Consider the following 20,323-nt stretch of genomic DNA (forward strand, 5'->3'; position numbering starts at 1 on the left):
TCAGTCGTGATGCAGGGCGTCCAGCAGCGTCTTGACGATCGTGTTCTCCCGGGCATCCTCGCGCAGCACTGCCGACACCGGGATCCGCAACCGGTGGTCGGTGAGGTCGAGGGTGAGCAACCCCTTGGTCGGTCCCTCGTAGAGGATCGTCCAGGACTCCGGCCGGTTGAGTAGCTCCATGGTCGCTGTGTGGTCGGGTGGGATGGGCGGGCCGAACGTCGGGCCGGTCGGCAGGTCGGCGAAGGCCGAGCGGATGAGTGTGTGCAACAACACCTGCTCCTGTTCCGGGGGGAGCAGCAGGGGGTAGGGGCTGAGTTCGGCCAGCGTGACCGCACCGCGCTCGGCGAGCGGATGACTGCTGGAGATGGCGATCACGAGATCCTCCACCCACAGCTGTTCCACGGCCAGCCCTGGCTGCTCCACGCTGCCGCGGATCAAGGCCAGATCGCAGTCACCGTCGGCGACGGCGGTGATCCGCTGACGGAACGGTTTGATGACGTATTCGATCTCGGCATCGGGGTGCGCCGCCCGCGCGGTCGCGATCGCGGACAGCGACGGCGCCGCGAAAGACATGTTGGCGGCCAATCGAATTCGCGGGCCGGTGGTGCGCACGGCCGCCCGGATCGCCGACTCGAGACTCAGCATCTGCTTGGCCAGGGGGAGCAGTCGCAGCGTCGCTTCGGTGGGTACAACGGCCCGGGTGGTCCGTTCGAAAAGCTGCGCGCCGAGGTCGCGTTCCAGGCGGGCGATCTGGTGGCTGATGGCCGACTGTGAGATGAAGCAGCGGCTGGCCGCCCGACTGAAACTGAGCTCCTCGCAGACCGCCACGAAGTACGAAAGTTGACGCAGCTCCACCGGCTGACCTCCCATATATTAGTTATGCAGATAAGAGTCATCTTCATTATGCGCCCACGCGGGGGAAACGTTTGCGTTCCGCATCGCGTTTACTCATAGGAAAGAATTCATTACCGATCTTGGAGAGCGCGCGATCATGGAACACACCGATGTCGTCATCGTCGGCTCGGGCTTCGGCGGACTTGCCGCGGCCAAGCAGCTGGCCAAGTCGCGAATCAACTTCGTGTTGATCTCGAGCACCCCGGAGCACCTGTTTCAGCCGCTGCTGTACCAGGTGGCGACCGGCGTACTCGACTCCGAGGAAATCGCCCCGCCGATCAAGAACGTACTGCGCCGCCACCCCGAGGCCGACGTCCGCCTCGGCAAGGTCACCGGCATCGACGCCGACGCCGCCGTGCTCACCTACGAGACCGCCGAGGGCACCCGCCAGATCCGCTACGGCTCGCTGATCGCGGCCACCGGCGCCAGCCAGAGCTACTTCGGCCGCGACGACTTCGCCGACAAGACCTTCTCGCTCAAGACCATCGACGACGCCGAACGCCTGCGCGACCAGATCGCAGGCGTCTTCGCCAAAGCCGAGCACGCCGACGAGGCGACCAAGCGCAAGCTGCTCAGCTTCGTGGTCGTCGGCGCGGGCGCGACCGGTGTCGAGGTGGCGGGCCAGATCAAGGAACTCGCGAAGCGCCACTTCCACCAGAAGGTGTCGGTCACCCTGGTCGAGGGCGCCGACGCGGTCCTGCCGCCGTTCGGTGGTGGGCTCTCGGAATACGCCAAGCGTTCGCTCGAGGGTAGCGGCGTGCAGGTGCTGCTCGGTACCTTCGTCACCGACATCGCCGAGGGCAAGGTGACGGTCCGCGACAAGGAGGGCATCGAACGCGGTATCGCCGCCGAGACCGTCGTGTGGTCGGCGGGCGTGCAGGCGGGCGGCTTCGCGACCATGCTCGCCGAGGCCACCGGCGCCGAGACCGACCGCGCGGGCCGCATCCTGATCAACCCCGACCTGACCGTGGGCGGGCACGCCGACATCTACGCCATCGGCGACATGACCTCGCTCAACGGCTACCCCGGCCAGTCGCCGGTGGCCATGCAGGAGGGCCGTCACGCCGCCGACATCATTCGCGGCAAGAAGGACGCGGGCACCCCCTTCGTCTACTGGGACAAGGGCAGCATGGCGGTGATCAGCCGGTTCAGCGCCGTGGTGAAACTCAACGAGCGCATCACCTTCCGCGGCACCATCGCCTGGGCGATGTGGCTGGCCGTGCACCTGATGTACCTGGTCGGGTTCCGCAACCGCTTCGCGGCGGTGGCCTCCTGGCTGGTCGCGTTCGCCGGTACCGCCCGCCCCGGTTTCGCCGAGGCCGAGGTGCGTGAGCTCCCGGCGAGCACGCCCGACGCCGAGCCGACCACGACCGACGACCGTACGCCGAGCGACGAGAAGGACCGCGTCGCGGCCTGATCCGACCCCGAACGACCCGCCGACGACTCGGCGGGTCGTTCGCATTCCGCAAGCCACGCGCTGCGCGTCGGCAGGGCGGATCTCCCGCGAAATCCACCGACTTCGACCGGAAACCCGCAGGTGGGCGAACGATGGGCAGCGGGTCGGTGAACGCCGGGTGTGACGGGTGTCTCGTTCACCGAACGGGCATCGACACGACACTGCGGCGTCGCCCCGATGCCAAGTCGGGCTGGCTTCATCAGCGGTATGACAATTTCGTCCGTGTTGACCGCGCCTGCGCCGGACTCCGGGGTGGGGAAGTCTCGCTACTCGCTCGTCGTCGCCTCCGACGCCGAGCATCGCGAAGCCGCGCAGCGCCTGCGCTTCCAGGTCTTCGCCGCCGAACCCGGTTTCCAGATGCCCGACAACGGTACCGGTCTCGACGCCGACCGGTTCGACGAGCACTGCGATCACCTGCTCGTCCGGGACGAGTTCACCGAACAGTTCGTCGGCTGCTACCGGATGTTGCCGCCGGACAAGGTGATCGCGGCGGGCGGGTACTACACCGCCACCGAATTCGACCTCACCCGGCTCGACCCCGAGGGTCACCGCATCGTGGAGATGGGCCGTGCGTGTGTGGTGCCCGACCACCGCAACGGGTCGGTGCTCACCCTCATGTGGGCGGGCATCCTGCACTACATCCAGCTCACCGGCTACGACTGGGTGATGGGGTGTGTGTCGGTGCCCATGCGCGACACCCCGCAGGACCCCGCCGGGGTGAATGTGCGTGGCGTGCGCGACATGCTGCTGGGTCGCCACTCCTGCGACCCGGAACGCTATGTGGAGCCGTACAACCCGGTCGTCGTCGACGGACTGTCGCTCGACCAACTGACTCCGCCGAGCCGCCCGAAGCTACCGCCGCTGTTACGCGGCTACCTGCGCCTTGGTGCCGAGATCTGCGGCGAACCGGCGCACGACCCCGATTTCGCGGTCGCCGACTTCGTCGCGCTGCTCGGTATGGAAACCATCAACACCCGGTACCTGGAGCGGCTGCAGAGCGCGGCCGCCAATTTCGACGGGAAGTAACCGCCATGGTGTTCGACGCGCCGCCCGCCCCCCACTCGCACTCGTGGATGCCGTCGAGCCCCTGTGGTTCCGGCTGTATCGAACCGATCGACCAGGTCGGTACCGCCAGAATGGTGACCCGACTGGCCGGGATGGCCGGGCTGGTGCTCGGCTTCCCGGTCCTCACCATCGCCACCCCGAAGGCACGCCGCGAGGACATGCAGCGCCGCTACGCGCGAGCCGCGTTGCGCTGCTTGGGGATGCGGCTGCGCGTCATCGACAATCGCGGCACCGAGGCCGCGGCGGCCGGGTTCGCCGACCCGGGCACGCCGATGATGGTGGTGGCCGGGCACATCGGCTGGGCGGATGTGGTCGCGCTGGCCGCCGTGCAGCCGGTGAGTTTCGTGGCGCGCGCCGACATGGTCGAATGGCCGCTGCTGGGCAAGCTGGCCCAGCTCACCCGGGTGATCCCGATCGAGCGGGCTCGGTTGCGCGAACTACCCGGCGTGGTCGGGCAGGTCGCGCAGCGGTTGAGTGCCGGTAACCGGATCGTGGTGTTCCCCGAGGGCACCACGTGGTGCGGTAGGGCTTACGGCTCGCTGCGCCCCGCCATGTTCCAGGCCGCCGTCGACACCGGCACCCCGGTACAGCCGGTGCGGTTGCGCTACCTGGACAGCCACGGAACGCCGTGCACCGTACCGGGTTTCGTCGGTGACGACACCTTCGCCGACTCGGCGAAACGGGTACTGCGCAGCAAGGGGATGACGGTCGAGATCGTGCTCGAACCGCGCGAACATCCCGGCACCGACCGCCGTGACCTGGCCCGCCGGTGCGAGCGCGCGATTCGCGGCGCCGATCACTCGCGCCACGGTGTGCTCGACACGGAGTGGATCGAATCGGGCAATACGCGCGTGCAGGATCCCTCGGCGGCGCAGCAGGATCCGGTGCCCGCCAGAGCTACCGCCTGGTAACCCCTTCCGGTCTGTTTTCCCAGCGGAGGTCGCGAGCGCGGCCTCCGCTGCCGTTTTTGTCCTGCCCCGAGGGGCCCGTGGGCCGCAAATGTGAAAAGGGCTCTACCGCAGGGCGTGCGTGTCATGCTGCCCTGACCGCCGCGTGACCTGCACGGCTGACCGAAGAGTCCCCTTTACCCACTTCGGTGTGAACTGAAACCTCCGAATTGGCGATGCCGTGAACTAAATGAGATATTTGCGGTACCGTCACGCAGGATTTTCCCGATACGCCGGGTGTAGTCGTCGCCCGGCGGCGCGTGAGCAGTGCGAACGCATGGGTTGATCCATGGTGAAGGGAAGCGTTTCCGGTGACCGAGCAAGTTTCTGGCGTCCGTCGTCCCCGCCCCGTTCGACGTGGACGAGTGTCGGCGTCCGCCACCCTGCCCCGGCTGCTGACGGCGGCCGTCGAGCGAGCCCCCGAGGCCACCGCGCTGCGGTTCGCCGGGCGCTCGCTCACCTACACCGAGCTGGACCAGTGGTCCTCGCGGCTGGCTCGCGTGCTCATCGCCCGTGGTCTCGGTCCCGGTGACCGCGTCGTCCTCGCGCTGACCCGCTCGATCGAGTCGGTGGTCGCGGTGTGGGCGTCGGCCAAGTGTGGTGTCACCTTCGTGCCGGTCGACCCGCGCTATCCGGCCGAGCGCGTCGCCCACATGCTCGGCGACTCCGGTGCGGGCTTCGGCTTGGCGAAGGCCGACGACGCCGCCCGCCTCGACACCGGAATCCGTTGGCTGGCCATCGATTCCACTGCCCACGCGACGGAACTCGCCGCGGTCTCCGACGCGCCGGTGTGCGCCGACGAGCGCACCGGTCCGCTGCGTCCCGACGAGCTGGCCTACATCATCTACACCTCGGGCTCCACCGGCGTGCCCAAGGGCGTCTCGGTCACCCACACCGGTCTCGCGGGGCTGTGCGTCGAGCAGGTCCGCCGCTTCGGCATCGACTCCGACTCGCGCACACTGCATTTCTCCTCACCCAGCTTCGATGCCAGCATGCTCGAATTGCTGCTGGCGGTGGGTGCGAGCGCCACGATGGTCATCGCGCCGCCGCAGGTGTACGGCGGCGACGAGCTCACCGAGCTGCTGCGCACCGAGCGGGTGACCCACGCCTTCATCACCCCCGCCGCCCTGGCCGGTCTCGACGCTTCGGTGCTGCCCGAGCTGCGGGCGCTCGCCGTCGGCGGCGAGGCCTATCCGCCGGAACTGATCGCGCAGTGGGCACCGGGCCGCTCCTTCTTCAACGTCTACGGCCCGACCGAAACCACCATCGTGTGTGCCATGAGCGACCGGCTCGATCCGGGCGACGTGGTGACGATCGGCGACACCATCCCCGGCATGAGGGCCGTCGTCCTCGACGCCCGGCTGCATCCGGTGCCCGACCGCGTTCCCGGCGAGTTGTACCTGGCCGGGGCCGGGCTCGCCCGCTGCTACCACGATCGCGCCGGGCTCACCGCGAGCCGTTTCGTCGCCGATCCGGTGACCGGCGGCAGGCTGTACCGCACCGGTGACCTGGTGCAATGGGTTCCGGTGCCCGGCGGGATGGGTCTGCGGTTCCTCGGTCGCACCGACGCCCAGGTGAAGCTGCGTGGTTTCCGCATCGAGCTGGGCGAGATCGACGCGGTGCTCGCGGCCGACGACACGGTGCACTTCGCCGCGACGCTGATCAGGACGCTGCCCAGTGGGGTCGACGCCCTCGTCGCCTATGTGGTGCCAGCACCCGGTGCCACCGTCGACACCGCCTCGCTCACCCACCGCGCCGAGCAGCGGCTGCCCCAGCACGCGGTGCCGTCGGCCATCGTGGTGCTCGACGAGCTGCCGCTCACCCCGGTCGGCAAACTCGATCACCGTGCCCTGCCCGATCCGGACCTGGCCACCCGCGAATTCGCCGAGCCGCGCACCGAAGCCGAACGCACCGTCGCCCAGGTCTTCGCCGAGCTGCTCGGCGCCGACCGGGTCGGTCGCGACGACGACTTCTTCGCCCTCGGCGGCAACTCCCTGCTCGCCACCCGCCTGGCCGGGCGGCTCGGCGCCCTCACCGGCGTGCGGGTGCCCGCGCGCACCGTGTTCGAACACGCGAGCGTCGCCGCGCTGGCGACCGCGCTGGCCGGTCTGGTCGCCGATACCCGCGTCCCGCTCACCCGTCGTGCGCGCGGTGCCCGCGTCCCGCTGTCGTTGGCCCAGCAGCGCATGTGGTTCATGGCCCGCCTCGATCCCGACGCGAGCACCTACAACATCCCGGTCGCGTTGCGCCTGTCCGGTCCACTCGACACCGCCGCGCTGACCGCCGCCCTCGACGATGTGCTCGAGCGCCACGAGGTGTTGCGCACCGTCTACCCCGAGCACGACGGCCAGGGTTTCCAGCGTGTGCTGTCCGTGGCCGAGGCCGGTCTGGACGTGGCGGTGACCGCGATCGACGAGGCCGACCTGCGCGGTGGACTCGCCCGGCTCACTGTCGGCGGTTTCGACGTGTGCGCGCGGGTGCCGGTGCGCGCCACGGTCTTCCAGCTCTCGGCGACCGAACACGTCCTGGCCGTGGTCGTCCACCACATCGCCACCGACGGATTCTCGCTCGGCCCGCTCACTCGCGACCTGATGACGGCCTACATCGCCCGCACCGAGGGGCGCGCCCCCGGGTGGGAGCCGCTGCCGGTGCAGTACGCCGACTACACCCTGTGGCAGCACGAACTGCTCGGCGCCGCCGACGATCCCGACTCGATGCTGTCGCGCCAGCTCGGCTATTGGCGCACCGCCCTCGCGGGAGCGCCCGCGCTGCTCGAACTTCCCACCGACCGTCCCCGTCCCCCGATCGCGGGCACCAGGGGCGCCGCGCACCATTTCGCCCTCGACGCGGACCTGCATCGCGGCCTGGAAAACCTTGCCCGCGAACACAACGCGTCGCTGTTCATGGTGGTGCGCACGGCACTGGCCGTACTGCTGGCCCGGCTGGCGGACACCGACGACATCACCCTCGGCGCACCGGTGGCGGGGCGGGGTGAGCCCGAACTCGACGATCTGGTAGGTATGTTCGTCAACACCGTCGTCCTGCGCACCCGGATCGCCGCCGGTGAACCGTTCGCCGCGCTGCTCGACCGGGTCCGCGAGAGCGACCTGGCCGCCTTCGGCCACGCCGATGTGCCGTTCGAACGTCTTGTCGCCGAACTGGATCCGCCGCGCACCCAGGCGCATCATCCGCTCTACCAGGTGGCGCTGTCGTTCCAGAACTTCGGCGCCGCGCGGCTGGACCTGCCCGAATTGAGTGTGGCGGCAGTGGATCTCGGCGACGACGTGGCCCCCGTCGACCTGCAGCTGACGGTCGTTCCCCAGGACGACGGCGACGGCCCCGCCGGTCTGCGGTGTTCGTGGCGTTACGCCACCGCCCTGTTCGACGCCTCGACCATGGCGGCCCTCGGCGCTCGCCTCGGCACCCTGCTCGCGGCCGCTGTCGACCACCCGCACAGCGCGGTGGGTGACCTGCCCCTGCTCACCGAGTTCGAGCGGACGGAACCGGCGGGCGAGATCCGGCTGGTCCCCGATGTGACCCTGCTGGACGAGTTCCGCGCGCAGGCCGCGCGCAGGCCCGAGGCGCCCGCGGTGACCTTCGCCGATCGGACCCTGACCTACCGCGAGCTCGCGAGCCGGGTCAACCGGCTGGCCCGGCTGCTCGTGGCCACCGGGGTCGGCCCCGGCAGCACGGTCGGAGTGGCGATCCGGCCCTCGCTCGACCTGGTCGTGGCCATGTACGCGGTCTTCGCCTCGGGCGGTGCGTACGTGCCGATCGACCCGGAGTCGCCCGCCGAACGCCGCGCCGACATCCTGGCCGTCGCGCGTCCGGTCTGCGTGCTCACCACGGTGTCCGACACCGTCGAGGTCGACGGACCGCCCGTGATCTCGGTGGACCTGGTCGCGAATTCCGGTGCGCTGAACGCTTTCTCGGACAGCTGGCTCACCGACGCCGACCGGCTGCGCCCGCTGCGCACCCTCGACCTGGCGTACGTGATCTTCACCTCGGGCTCCACCGGTAAGCCCAAGGGTGTCGGGGTGCCGCACTCGGCCATCGTGAACCAGGCCGCGTTCATGGTCGGCGAGTACGCCGTCGGCGCCGCCGATGTGGTGCTGCAGTCGATTCCGTTCACCTTCGACGCCTCGATGATCGGCTTCGCGACCCCGCTGCGCGCGGGCGCGCACATGGTCGTCGCCGCCGCGCACGGGCTCACCGACCCGGCCTATCTGGCGGATCTCCTCGCACGTCACGGTGTCACCGGCACGACGATCGTGCCGTCGGTGCTGCAGATGCTCCTCGACGCCGCGCCCGCGGGCACGCTGCGATCGCTGCGTGCGGTGTGGGTGGGTGGTGAGGCGCTGCCGAACGCGACCATCGCCCGCTTCGCCGCCGTCACCTCGGGTCGGCTGCACAACCTGTACGGGCCGACCGAGGCGACCGTGTCGATCACCGCCGCCGACGTCACCGACGTGGGTGAGCGCATCGTCCCGATCGGCTTGCCGCACTGGAACTCTCGTGCTTACGTGCTCGACGCCCGGCTGCGGCCGGTACCCCCCGGCACGCCCGGTGAGTTGTATCTGGCCGGTGCCCAGCTGGCGCGCGGCTATCTCGGTAGTCCTGGTCGCACGACGGAGCGGTTCGTCGCCGACCCGTACGGTCCGGTCGGCGAACGCATGTACCGCACCGGTGATCTGGTGCGCCGCCTGCCCACCGGTCGGTTGACCTATCTCGGCCGCACCGACGTGCAGCTCAAGCTGCACGGGCTGCGTATCGAGCCCGGGGAGATCGAAGCCGCGCTGCGCGCGCATCCCTCGGTGGCCGGTGCGGCGGTGACGGTGCATCACGAACAACTCGTCGGCTACGTCACGCCATCGGGCGCCGATGTCGCCGAGGTACTGGCCACCGCGCGAACCCTGTTGCCCCCCTACATGATTCCGCACCGGGTGCTGGTGCTCGACGAGTTCCCGCTCGGCGCCACCGGCAAGCTCGATCGCAAGGCGCTGCCCGCGCCCGCGCGGGAGATCCGCGAGTACCAGGCGCCGGTCACCGACGACGAGCGGGCGGTCGCCGAGGTGTTCGCGACCGTACTCGAGCTCGAGCGGGTCGGCCGCGACGACGACTTCTTCGTCCTCGGCGGTACCTCGCTGTCGGCGATCCGGGTACGCGCGGGACTGGCGCACCGGCTCGGCATCGAGGTCGCCTTGCGCCTGCTGTTCAGCTATCCGCTGGTCAGCGACCTGGCGCTGGCCCTGCGCGACGAGAAGGCGGCCTCCTCGACCGGGCCCGATCCGGCGCTGGACCGGGCGCTCGATCCGTCGATCACGCTCGACGGATGCGCCCCACCGCGCTCGGGCGAACCGGCGAACATCCTGCTCACCGGCGCCACCGGCTTCCTCGGCAGCTTCCTGCTGCGCGAACTGCTCGACCACACCACCGCGACCATCCACTGCCTGGTGCGTGCCGCCGACGCCACCGCCGCGTTGGACCGGGTGGTCGCCACGGCCGCCGGTTACGGCATCGCGGTCGACCGGGCCCGATTGGCCGGTGTCCCCGGCGATCTCGCCCGCCCGCGGCTCGGCATCGACCCGCGTCACTTCGCCGACCTGGCCGACCGGATCGACGTGATCTACCACAACGGCGCGCTGGTGAACCATCTCGAACCGTACGGACGGATGCGTGAGGCCAACGTCGGCGGAACCACCGAGGTGCTGCGGCTGGCCACCACCACCCGCGTCAAACCGGTGCACTACGTGTCGACGACGTCGGTGCTGGCGGGCATTCCGCAGGCGGACGGCGTCCCGGCCGGGCTTCCGGGCTATGCGCTCACCAAGTGGGTCGCCGAACAGCTGATGCACACGGCCGCCGAGCGCGGTCTGCCGATCGCGGTCTACCGGCCCGGCCTGATCACCGGCGATTCCCGCACCGGCGTGGCCCCGGCCGAGGACGCCTGGTGGACGATGCTGCGTTCGATGCTCGTGCTCGGTTCGGCCGTCGACGTGCGCGCGGTCGCGATCGGGATGGCACCGGTCGACTACGTCGCGGCGGGCATCGTGCGTCGGTCACGTGATGATTCGGCACTGGGGCGAGTGTTCCGGGCGGCCGGTCCGGAGATTCCGCTCGGTCTCGTCTACGACGAGATCCTCCGTCGCGGTTACCGTTTCGACTTCATCGATCCGATGGAGTTCGGGCACCTGCTCACGACGGCCGCCGAACAGCCGGGTGTCGACCCGATCCTGGCGCGCGCATCGGCGCTGAGCGGCAACTATGTGGCGGCGGTCGCGGCGGCGAACCCGGCTTCGGTGCTCGGCGCCGTCGAGTCGAGCGCTGTCGAGACCGCCGAGGCTTTGCCGATCGATATTCCGGCGGTCGACGGAACAGTCATCGCCCGCTATTTCGACCACTACATCGAGACCGGGTTCTTCCCGGCCCCGGCGAGCGTCGCCTGAGCAGGTCCCGCGCCGAGACGGGCGCGGGACCTGGTGCTCACTTGGCGTAGTCGTAGAACCCGCGACCGGTCTTGCGGCCAAGTCGACCCGCGTCGACCATCCGGCGCAGCAGCGCGGGCGGGGCGTAGTGCGGCTCGGCGAACTCGGCGTAGAGCGACTCGGCGGCGGCCAGCGCGATGTCGAGGCCGACGGTGTCGAGCAGCGTCAGCGGGCCCATCGGGTAACCGCAGCCGCCCTTCATCGCGGTGTCGATGTCCTCGGCGGTGGCGTAACCCGACTCCAGCATCCGGATGGCGGAGCACAGGTAGGGGATGAGCAGCGCGTTGACGATGAACCCGGAACGGTCACCGGCCTGCACGGTCAGCTTGCCGAGGGTGTTCTTCGCGTAGTCGGTGACGGCCTCGGCCGCCTCCGGCGCGGTCACCAGGGTGGAGATGATCTCGACCAGCGGCATCACCGGCACCGGGTTGAAGAAGTGCACGCCGACCACACGCTCGGGACGCTCGGTGGCACCGGCCACCTTGATCACCGGGATCGAGGAGGTGTTGGTGGCCAGGATGCCCTCGGGCTTGACGATCTTGTCCAGCTTGCCGAAGATCTCGTACTTGAGCGACTCGATCTCCGGGGCGGCCTCGATCACCAGGTCGCGATCGGCGAACTCGTCCATGTCCAGGGTCACCCGCACGCGGGCGATGGCCGCGTCGGCGTCTTCCTGGGAGATCTTGCCCCGGGCCACACCCTTGCCGATCGAGGTGGCGATGCGCTGCTGCGCCGCGTCGGCGAACTCCTGCTTGGTCTCGAGCACGAGCACCGAGCTGCCCGCCTTGGCACACACCTCGGCGATACCCGCACCCATCGTGCCGCCACCGATGACACCGATCAACTCCACTGCTGAACTCCCAACATCGCGATTTCCCTGGTTGTCGCGTCGATTATTTCATCCAGGCTGGCACTCAGTGCCACAGGCGTCGGAACGTGGCCTATCCCACTGTCGTCAGTTCCGGCTGGTCCGGATCCGGCCTCTGGCGACCGAGGACGGAATGGCTGCGGCCGTAGGCGACGTAGACGACGACACCGAGTGCCATCCAGGTGACGAAGCGCAGCCAGGTCTCGATCGAGAGGTTGACCATCAGCCACAGGCAGGCCAGGGCGCCGAGGATCGGGACCACCGGGACGAACGGGACGCGGAAGCCGCGCGGCAGGTCGGGGCGGGTGCGACGCAGGACGAGCACACCGACAGCCACCAGCACGAAGGCGACGAGCGTACCGATATTGACCATTTCCTCCAGCGTGCCGAAGTCGACGAACCCGGCCAGGAGCGCGCACACCACACCGACGATCACGGTGAGCCGCACCGGCGTGCCTTTGCGTCCGGTCTGCGCGAGGCCGCGGGGGAGCAGGCCGTCGCGGGCCATGGCGAACAGCACCCGGGTCTGTCCGAGGAACATCACCATCACCACTGTCGACAGCCCGGCGAGTGCCCCGATCGCGATGATGTTCTTCACCCAGGTGGCGCCGTGGATGGCGAATGCCGTTGCCAGGGTGGCGTTTCCGTCGGCGAGTTGGGTGTAGGACACCATGCCGGTGAGGATCAGCGACACCGCGATGTAGAGGACCGTCACGATGGCGAGGGAACCGAGGATGCCGCGGGGGATGTCGCGCTGCGGGTTGCGGGTCTCCTCTGCGGTGGTGGCGACCACGTCGAAACCGATGAAGGCGAAGAAGACCAGGCTGGCGGCGGCGAGCAGGCCGTACCAGCCGAAGCTGGTGTCACCGGCGCCGGTGGTGAACGAGAACAGCGATTGGTGCAGGCCGCCGGCGCCGTCGTCGGCGGGTTGCGACGGCGGAATGTAGGGCGTCAGGTTCGACGGCGTGAAATAGGTCGCGCCGACCACCAGTACCAGCGCGATCACGCCGAGCTTGATGGCGACGGCGATGGCCGAGACCCGCGACGACAGCTTCGTCCCGGTCGCCAGCAGCGCACCGACCACGGCGATGATCACCACCGCGCCCCAGTCGAAACTCACCGACCCGAGGTGGACCACCGGCGCCGACGACCCGAGCACGTCGCCCAGATATTGCGACCACCCCTTGGCGACCACCGACACCGCGAGCGCGAATTCCAGGATCAGGTCCCAGCCGATGATCCAGGCGATCACCTCACCGAAGGTGGCGTAGGCGAAGGTGTACGCGCTGCCCGCCACCGGGACGGTCGAGGCGAACTCGGCGTAGCACAGCGCGGTGAGCCCGCAGGCGATCGCCGCGAAGACGAACGCGAGCGAGACCGCGGGCCCGGCCACCGTGCCCGCCGTGCGCGCGGTGAGGGTGAAGATGCCCGCACCGATCACCACCGCGACACCGAAGATCGTGAGGTCCTTCGCCGTCAGGTCCTTGCGCAGCTTGGCGTCGGGGTCATCGGTGTCCCGGATCGACTGCTCGACAGATTTCGTGCGGAACAACCCGCTCGTGATCGCCACTGTGTCTCCTCCTCGAAACTCGGGCGCGCTCAGAGCGAGCGGGGGATGGCGTCGAGACGGCGTTCGGCGAACCGGTTGGCGGCGGCGCCGGTGCCGATACCGTCGGCGATCGCCGCGGCGATGATCTCGCGACAGCGCGGGAAGATGTCGGCCACCTCGGCTTCCACCTCGGCCGGTGGAGGGCGCGCAATTCGCCCGCCACCTGGATGAGCCCACCGCTGTTGGCGACGAAGTCGGGAACCCAGGTGATGCCGCGGCCGGTGAGCGCGGCCTCCACGTCGGGGGTGGCGAGTTGGTTGTTCGCCGCGCCGCAGACGAGTTCGGCCTCGATCGTCGCTGCGGTCGCGGTCGTGAGGGTGGCGCCGAGCGCGCAGGGTGCGTACACATCGACCGGCGCGGTGGCGACGGTGGAGAGCAGGCGCACCTCGGGGTGCTCGGTGGCGATGCGACGCAGCGCGGCCTCGTTCACATCGGTGACGCAGACCTCGGCACCGTCGGCGAGCAGCAGCGCCGTGAGCTCGCGACCCACCTTGCCGACGCCCTCCACGCCGACGGTGCGTCCGGCCAGCGTCGGTGCACCCCAGACCGATTCGGCTCCCGCGCGCATCGCGTGGAACACACCGAGCGCGGTCAGGGTGGCGCTGTCGCCGCTACCACCCGCGCCGACACTGCGACCGGTGACGTGGCGGGTGTGCCTGCCGATGACGTCCAGATCGTCGGTATCGGTGCCCACGTCTCCGGCGGTGATATAGCGGCCGCCGAGGGTGTCGACGAAGCGCGCGTAGGCGGCGAGCAGTTCCTCGCTCTTCGCCGTCGCCGGGTCACCGATGATGACCGCCTTCCCACCACCGAGATCGACGCCCGCGGCCGCGGCCTTGTAGGTCATGCCCCACGACAGTCGCAGCACGTCCTGCAATGCCGCGGATTCGTCGGCGTACGGGTAGAAGCGGGTCCCCCCGAGTGCCGGACCGAGCGCCGTGGAGTGGACGGCGATGATCGCCTTCAGGCCGGACCGGTCGTCCTCACAGAACACCACCTGTTCGTGGGCGCGGGCGCTGAGCTCGTGCGATCGGTTGAAAACTCCTGCTTCGGGGTGTACGACGGTCACTGTCGGTCCTTTCCGGTTGGGTCGACCACAGGTTGTGTCCGGGCGGTTGGTTCGTGCCGCGGGTATGCGGCCTGGTGTTGTCGGGCGCCGAGGTATTCGGCGCCGTGCGCACGGGTGTGGCTCACCTCGCGTTCACGAACGCGGGCATGGTCCCGGTGCCCGTGGAGGTGTGGTCGGCGCGAGTCGAGGAAGACCGCGCGAGCTGTGTGCCGTCGTCAGAAGTCGATCCCGAGATCGTGCAGCCCGGCGCGGTACAGCTCGACATTGGCGAGCTTGATGTCCTCGTAACCGCGCACGACATCGGCGAGAGCTGCTGCGGCAGTGGCCATCTCGTAGTTCTCTACGGTCAGTTCAGCGGCCAGCCGCGTCACCGTGGCGGTGTAATGGGCCAGCAGTTCGCGTTCGACCTTGCGCACGTGGGCGTAGCCGAAGGGGTCGAGCTTCGTGCCGCGCAGGAACTTGCCTTTGGCGAGAAGTTTCAGCGCCACATGGGATTTCGGTGTGAGTCCGATCTTCCTCGTTCTGCCCATGGCGCGCAGGACGGGCGGGTGGAGTTTGTAGGTGAGCTTCTCGCCGCCGGGCACCTTGGCCTGGACCTCGGCGAGGAAAGCCGGGTCGACCAGCAGGCGCGCCACTTCGTACTCGTCCTTGTAGGCGGTGAACTTGTACAGCCCGCGCGCCACCGCCTCGCTGAAGTCGGTTCGCTCGGTAACGGAACGTTCTGCCGCCCAAACGGATTCGACGGTGTGGAGGTAGCCGCGCGCGACCTTGGTGTTCTGGTAGCCGATCAACTCGGCGGTCCGTCGCTCCACGATCCGCCGTACCTCGCCCTCGAAGCCGGTGTGCGCCAGGAGTTCCGCCGGTGCGGTCGGCGCGACTCGCCGCGGCTGCCCCTCCTCGACGGCCGAGGCGAAGGCCGCCGGATCGGCGACGGCGACCCGGCCCCAGCGGAACGCGGCCAGGGTGGCCGACACGGCAACGCCGTTGATCCTGATGGCTTCCTCGATCGCCGCAACGGGCAACCGCAGTCCACCGGCCTGCACGGCCGCGCCGACGATCAGGAAATTCGCCGCGGCGGTATTGCCGAACAAGGTCTCGGCGGCAGCGAGCGCGTCGAAATGGTTGATCGAATGAGTCACCGCCGCGAGGCGTTCCAGTAAGGAAGCTGTCTCGGGGTAGGAGACAGACTTGTCGTAGACCATGTCACCGGTCGGCGTCTTGCTCGTCGACGCCACGGCGACCGTGCTCGCCGCATTGCCGTAGCGCAGGTACCGGGGGTCGGTGGCGGTGAGCAGATCGACGGCGAGCAGGCAGTCCGCGCCGCCCGGGGTGAGCCGGTTGGCCGGTTCCAGCTGCGAACCGGCGAACCGCAGGTGCGACACCACGGGCCCGGCCTTCTGGCTCAACCCGATCTGATCGAGGGTTTCCACCTCGTATCCGGCGCGCAGGGCGGCGGTGGCCAGCACCTGGTTCACCGTCACGATGCCGGTGCCGCCGATGCCTGCGATGAGCACGTTCTGGGTGCGTTGCGGGGTTTGTGCTCGCGGATCGGCAACCGCGGGCGGCTCGACCATGGTGCGACCGACGCGCCGGTCCGGCGAAACCTCCACCGTCACGAACGACGGGCAATCACCGTCGAGGCAGCTGTAGTCGGTATTGCAGGAGGTCTGGTCGATGCGGGTCTTGCGCCCGAATTCGGTGTCGACGGGCTGCAGGGACAGGCAGTTCGACTTGGTACCGCAATCACCGCAGCCCTCGCAGACGGCTTCGTTGATCACCACGCGCGTGGTGCGGACCGGCAGTGTGCCGCGTTTGCGCTGCCTGCGCGCGTCGGCCGCGCAGTGCTGGTCGTAGATCAGCACCGTGACGCCCTCGATCTCGCGCAGCATCCGCTGCGCCTCGTCGAGCCGGTCGCGATGCCACAGCAGCGTCCCCTTGGCCAGGTCCCGCTTGCGATGCCGTTGCGGCTCGTCGGCGCAGACGATGATCTGCCGCACGCCTTCGACGGTGAGCTTGTGGGTGAGCTGGGCGACGGTGAGCATGCCGCCCACTTCCTGCGCACCGGTCATCGCGACGACTTCGTTGTAGAGCAGCTTGTAGGTGATGTTCACTCCCGCCGCCACGCATGCCTGCACGGCCAGCTGCCCGGAGTGGAAGAACGTGCCGTCGCCGATGTTCTGGAACAGGTGCGGCACGTCGGTGAACGGCGCCTGCCCGATCCATTGACTGCCCTCGCCACCCATCTGCGTCAGTCCGGTGACGGCGCTGTCGGTGCGCCCGGACATGGTGACCAGCGTGTGGCAACCGATGCCACCGCCGCCGAGCGAACCCTCGGGCAGGGCGGTCGACCGGTTGTGCGGGCAGCCGCTGCAGAAGTACGGCGTGCGCTTGGTGTCGAGAACCTCCAGCGGAAGAGCGGGTGGCGCGGCCCTTTTCAGCTCGACGCGCTCGCGCAGCACGCGGCGCAGCGGGGCGAGCAGCCGCCCGGCGTCCAGCTCACCGTCGACCGGCATCAGCCGTCCACCGCGCTGGTCGTGCTTGCCGAGAATGCGCGGCGCGGCGGCGGTGCCGTAGAGGATCTCGCGAATCTGGGTTTCGAGGAAGGCGGTCTTGTCCTCGACCACGATCAAGTCGTCGAGACCACGGGCGAATTCGGTGACCTCGGCCGCGCCGAGGGGATAGGGCATGCCGATGCGCAGCAACCGGATTCCGGCTCGATGCATCGCGGGCTCGTCGACGCCGAGCTCCAGCAAGGCTTGGCGCACGGCGTCGAATGTGGTTCCGGTGGCGGCGATTCCGATCTTGGCATCGGTCGGGTTCACCTCGATGCTGTCGATGGCGTTGGCGGCGCCGTAAGCCCGCACCATTGCCCAGCGCGGCCCGTACAGATCCGCCTCGGCGAGCAAGCTGTCGGTCGGCGCGGCCATCGGGCGCTGCCGGTAGGTGAAGGGTCTGCCCTCCCAGATGATCTCGGGAGTGGAGATGGCAAGGTCTGCCACGTCGGAGTCGACCGTCCACGCGCCGTCGGCGACGTCGGCGACGATCTTCAACGCCACCACACACCCCGAGGCTCGCGACAACGCGATGCCTTGCATGCCGAGGGTGATGATCTCGGCCGCATTGCGCGGGAACAACACTGGCACGCCCATCGCGGCCAGCGAGCGTTCGCTCACGGCGGGCACCGTCGAGGACCTCGACGATGGATCGTCACCGACCAGCAACAACACCCCGCCGCGCGGATTCACGCCGTACATGTTCGCGTGGCGGATCGCATCGGTCGCTCGGTCGACACCGGGGCCCTTCCCGTACCAGATGCCCACCACACCGTCGTGGGTCGGGCGACCGGCGGGCAGGTCGGCCTGGCTGCCCCATACCGAGGTCGCGGCCAGCTCCTCGTTGAGCCCCGGTACGAAGGTGATGTCGTGTTCGGTGAGCACCTCGGGCATGCCGAGCAGCATCTTGTCGACCCCGCCCAGCGGGCTGCCCTGATAGCCGGAGACGAAGGTCGCCACGCGACGCCCGGCGCGGATGTCGCGCACATGCTGTTCCACCAGCAGGCGGGCGATCGCCTGCACCCCGGTGAGCAGCACCGGGCCCGCCCCGGAGCGGTACCGGTCGGCGAGATCGTAGGGGGCGGCCGGTTCGGCCAGCGGTCGGGCGGTGGAACAGACGACGCTGGTCATGAACACCTCACTACACGTAGGAAAACTGCTACCTGTGCTGCGAAATGTGCCGTGAAGCGGTGAACTGTGTCAACAGTCACATGAAAGGTTGATCAGACTGCTCAAAAGTGATCCACGCCACTGCCTTGGATGTGTCAATCTGCTCGAGCGACGAGACCTAGCTCACCTCGTCGCCGGATCGTCGGGCCGTCAGATCCTCGACCAGCGGCAGGCTCCGGTACTCGATCGGCGTGGCCAGGGCGAGCATCGTCTCGGTGTGGTTGACCCCGTCGATGGCGTGCACCCGCTGAATGATCTCCAGCAGATCCTGCTGTGAGCGCGCGGCCACCCGGACGAGCAGGTCGGCGCGACCCGTGGTCGCGTGCACCTCGAGCACGTGCGGGAAGTCGCGCAACCGCTCGATGATCGGGTCCATCTTGTTCTGATCGAGCTCGATCCCGAGAAACGCGTGCACCGCGAACCCGATCGCCGCCACGTCGATATCCGGCGGGTACCCCCGCACCGCCCCCGAAGCCTCGAGCCGCTTCATCCGCGCCTGCACCGTATTCCGCGCGATCCCCAGCCGCTGCGCCAACTCCAGAATCGGCGCCCGAGGATCCCGCGCCAACTCGGCGAGCAACGCGGCATCGACAGCATCGAACTTGATGGCCATCCGCGCATTCTGGCACAGCGGAACCGGACTGAAAGAGCGATGAACGCGGTGGAGCGCACCGGCTGAGGTGGCCGCGTCGACTTCTGACGGCGTGGCGGATGTGATGGAGGCACCGCGCTCGTCGCGTGGCAGGGCGCGGCGGTTGCTGCTGTCGTGTGCCCGGCGGTCGGTGGTGTCACGGCGCTGTTCGCGGTCGTCGGGCTCTGTCGCTTGGCGAGGGAAGCGGACGTGTGTCACTCTAGTTACGAAACGAATCGTTCCGTTAATGGAGGACATCATGCTCGATGGTTGGTTGCCCACGCGTCGAAGGGGCACGTGGCGCCTGCGAGTGGTCGGTGCGCGGGCGGGGGAGTGGAAGTGACTGCTCTGGCCGATCCGCCGGTGGTCACCGGCCGACTCCGCACCACGTGGCGAGCCGTGCACACCCCGGTGGCGGGAGTGCCGTCCTGGGCCGCGACCGCCGCCCTCGCCATTCCGCTGACCGTCCTGCCGTCCGGGCTCTGGCGGATCGGCGTGGCCTTCTTCGACGACGAGGCGGCGGGCAAGCGTGGGGACCTCCCCGCCTGGCTGCCCGGCGAGCTCTACGTCATCGCCTTGACGCTGGTGTCGGAGCTGTTGGCCTTCACCGCCGTCGGGCTCATCGCGGCGTGGGGCGAATGGTTCCCCCGCTGGTTCCCGTGGCTGCACGGTCGACGAATCCCGACTCCGGTCGCCGTCGTCCCCGCCGCGCTCGGCGCCGTGACGCTGACGATCATGTGGACCGCGGCCTTCGTCACCGAGCTCGCCGGTGTCACCCTGCGCGGGGAACCGACTCCCGAAGACTTCCCGTCCCGGGCGGGCGGCTGGGAGTCGGCCGTCTACTACCTCTGCTACACCCCGCTCCTGCTGTGGGGTCCGCTTCTGGCCGCTGTCACCGTCGCCTATCACCGACGTCGACGCACCGAAATCTCGTAGCCGCCAAAGGGGGCCGCCGCGAGCCTCGCGGAGCCGGGCGCCTCGGCCGGGGACGACTCCGAGTGCGACAGAGGTCGATCACGGCTGGTCGAGGACGTCGAGAATGCGCGTCACCAGCCGTCGTCGGCCTTCCTGGGTCAGCGGGGCCGCGAGAGTGCTCTCGTACCCCCACGCCCCGTCGGCGGCCATCCGGGCGACCAGGCAGCGCAGTGCCACTTCGTCGAGTTCCTCGACCGGTTGTTCTCCCTCGGGGAACCAGCGGCGGTAGACCCGCAGCCAAGGCTCCATCCATTCGGGCTCGTTGGCCGCCTCCATGATGAGACGCATCTCCACGGTCGTCGGCGCCCGGAGTGCCGCTCGCACATACCCTTTCGTGCGCTCCACGAGACTCGCCTCTTCGGGTTCCCCCCCGGTGGCCTCGACCAGTTCTCGCTCGATCCGGGCGGCGAGGTCCTCGTGGATTCCGGTGATCAGGTCGTGCTTGCTCGGGAAGTGGTAAATGAGGCCGCGCTTGGTCATCCCGGCCTCGTCGGCCACCGCGTCCAACGTGAGCGCGGTGATGCCGCGCTCTTCCACGACACGCAGTGCCGCCTCGATCAGTTTGGGTCGTGCGCTCGGTCGGGCCACCAGGTCTCCTCTCG

The 20,323-nt window shown here is 69.1% G+C and carries 11 protein-coding genes and 1 pseudogene; 5 read left to right on the forward strand and 7 right to left on the reverse strand.

Translation table 11 applies throughout. The features are described from left to right. Positions 1-855: a LysR family transcriptional regulator gene (locus NC7_RS26080; RefSeq protein ID WP_067988093.1), complete on the reverse strand. Its 855-nt coding sequence runs from the start codon at positions 853-855 to the stop codon at positions 1-3. A 136-nt stretch (positions 856-991) separates the two neighbouring features. On the opposite strand from NC7_RS26080, the gene NC7_RS26085 reads away from it, so the two are divergent. The 4 genes from NC7_RS26085 to NC7_RS26100 all read left to right on the forward strand — a co-directional run bounded on the left by NC7_RS26085 (position 992) and on the right by NC7_RS26100 (position 10,808). Then, complete coding sequence (locus NC7_RS26085; RefSeq protein ID WP_067987914.1) at positions 992-2,311, forward strand: NAD(P)/FAD-dependent oxidoreductase; 1,320 nt, start codon at positions 992-994, stop codon at positions 2,309-2,311. A gap of 246 nt (positions 2,312-2,557) precedes the next feature. Beyond that, positions 2,558-3,376, forward strand: a complete 819-nt coding sequence (locus NC7_RS26090; RefSeq protein WP_067987915.1) for a GNAT family N-acetyltransferase — start codon at positions 2,558-2,560, stop codon at positions 3,374-3,376. Between the two features lie 5 nt (positions 3,377-3,381). Further along, on the forward strand, positions 3,382-4,326 hold the full coding sequence (locus tag NC7_RS26095; protein ID WP_067987919.1) for a lysophospholipid acyltransferase family protein: 945 nt from the start codon (positions 3,382-3,384) through the stop codon (positions 4,324-4,326). Between the two features lie 401 nt (positions 4,327-4,727). Next, positions 4,728-10,808, forward strand: a complete 6,081-nt coding sequence (locus NC7_RS26100; RefSeq protein ID WP_067987922.1) for a non-ribosomal peptide synthetase — start codon at positions 4,728-4,730, stop codon at positions 10,806-10,808. Between the two features lie 37 nt (positions 10,809-10,845). On the opposite strand, the gene NC7_RS26105 is transcribed toward NC7_RS26100, so the two are convergent. From NC7_RS26105 to NC7_RS26125, 5 genes and pseudogenes are all read right to left on the reverse strand, one after another. Continuing rightward, positions 10,846-11,697 carry a 3-hydroxybutyryl-CoA dehydrogenase gene (locus NC7_RS26105; RefSeq protein WP_067987925.1) on the reverse strand — a complete coding sequence of 284 codons (852 nt, stop codon included), beginning with the start codon at positions 11,695-11,697 and terminating at the stop codon, positions 10,846-10,848. 91 nt (positions 11,698-11,788) lie between these two features. Beyond that, positions 11,789-13,285 carry an amino acid permease gene (locus NC7_RS26110; protein ID WP_067987928.1) on the reverse strand — a complete coding sequence of 499 codons (1,497 nt, stop codon included), beginning with the start codon at positions 13,283-13,285 and terminating at the stop codon, positions 11,789-11,791. Between the two features lie 29 nt (positions 13,286-13,314). Then, positions 13,315-14,393 (reverse strand): annotated as a pseudogene (locus tag NC7_RS26115) (Glu/Leu/Phe/Val dehydrogenase dimerization domain-containing protein). A gap of 215 nt (positions 14,394-14,608) precedes the next feature. Continuing rightward, positions 14,609-18,076 carry an indolepyruvate ferredoxin oxidoreductase family protein gene (locus NC7_RS26120; protein ID WP_067988096.1) on the reverse strand — a complete coding sequence of 1,156 codons (3,468 nt, stop codon included), beginning with the start codon at positions 18,074-18,076 and terminating at the stop codon, positions 14,609-14,611. Between the two features lie 157 nt (positions 18,077-18,233). Continuing rightward, on the reverse strand, positions 18,234-18,728 hold the full coding sequence (locus NC7_RS26125) for an Lrp/AsnC family transcriptional regulator (RefSeq protein ID WP_067988100.1): 495 nt from the start codon (positions 18,726-18,728) through the stop codon (positions 18,234-18,236). Positions 18,729-19,085: 357 nt separating this feature from the next. On the opposite strand from NC7_RS26125, the gene NC7_RS26130 reads away from it, so the two are divergent. After that, the gene (locus NC7_RS26130) at positions 19,086-19,682 is read left to right on the forward strand and encodes a hypothetical protein (protein ID WP_067988103.1); all 597 of its coding nucleotides are present in this window, start codon (positions 19,086-19,088) and stop codon (positions 19,680-19,682) included. Between the two features lie 78 nt (positions 19,683-19,760). Here NC7_RS26130 and NC7_RS26135 read toward each other — a convergent pair whose 3' ends face one another. Beyond that, the gene (locus NC7_RS26135; RefSeq protein WP_067987931.1) at positions 19,761-20,309 is read right to left on the reverse strand and encodes a TetR/AcrR family transcriptional regulator; all 549 of its coding nucleotides are present in this window, start codon (positions 20,307-20,309) and stop codon (positions 19,761-19,763) included. Positions 20,310-20,323: the final 14 nt, after the last annotated feature.

It is taken from the genome of Nocardia caishijiensis NBRC 108228, assembly GCF_001612825.1.
GTDB lineage: Bacteria > Actinomycetota > Actinomycetes > Mycobacteriales > Mycobacteriaceae > Nocardia > Nocardia caishijiensis.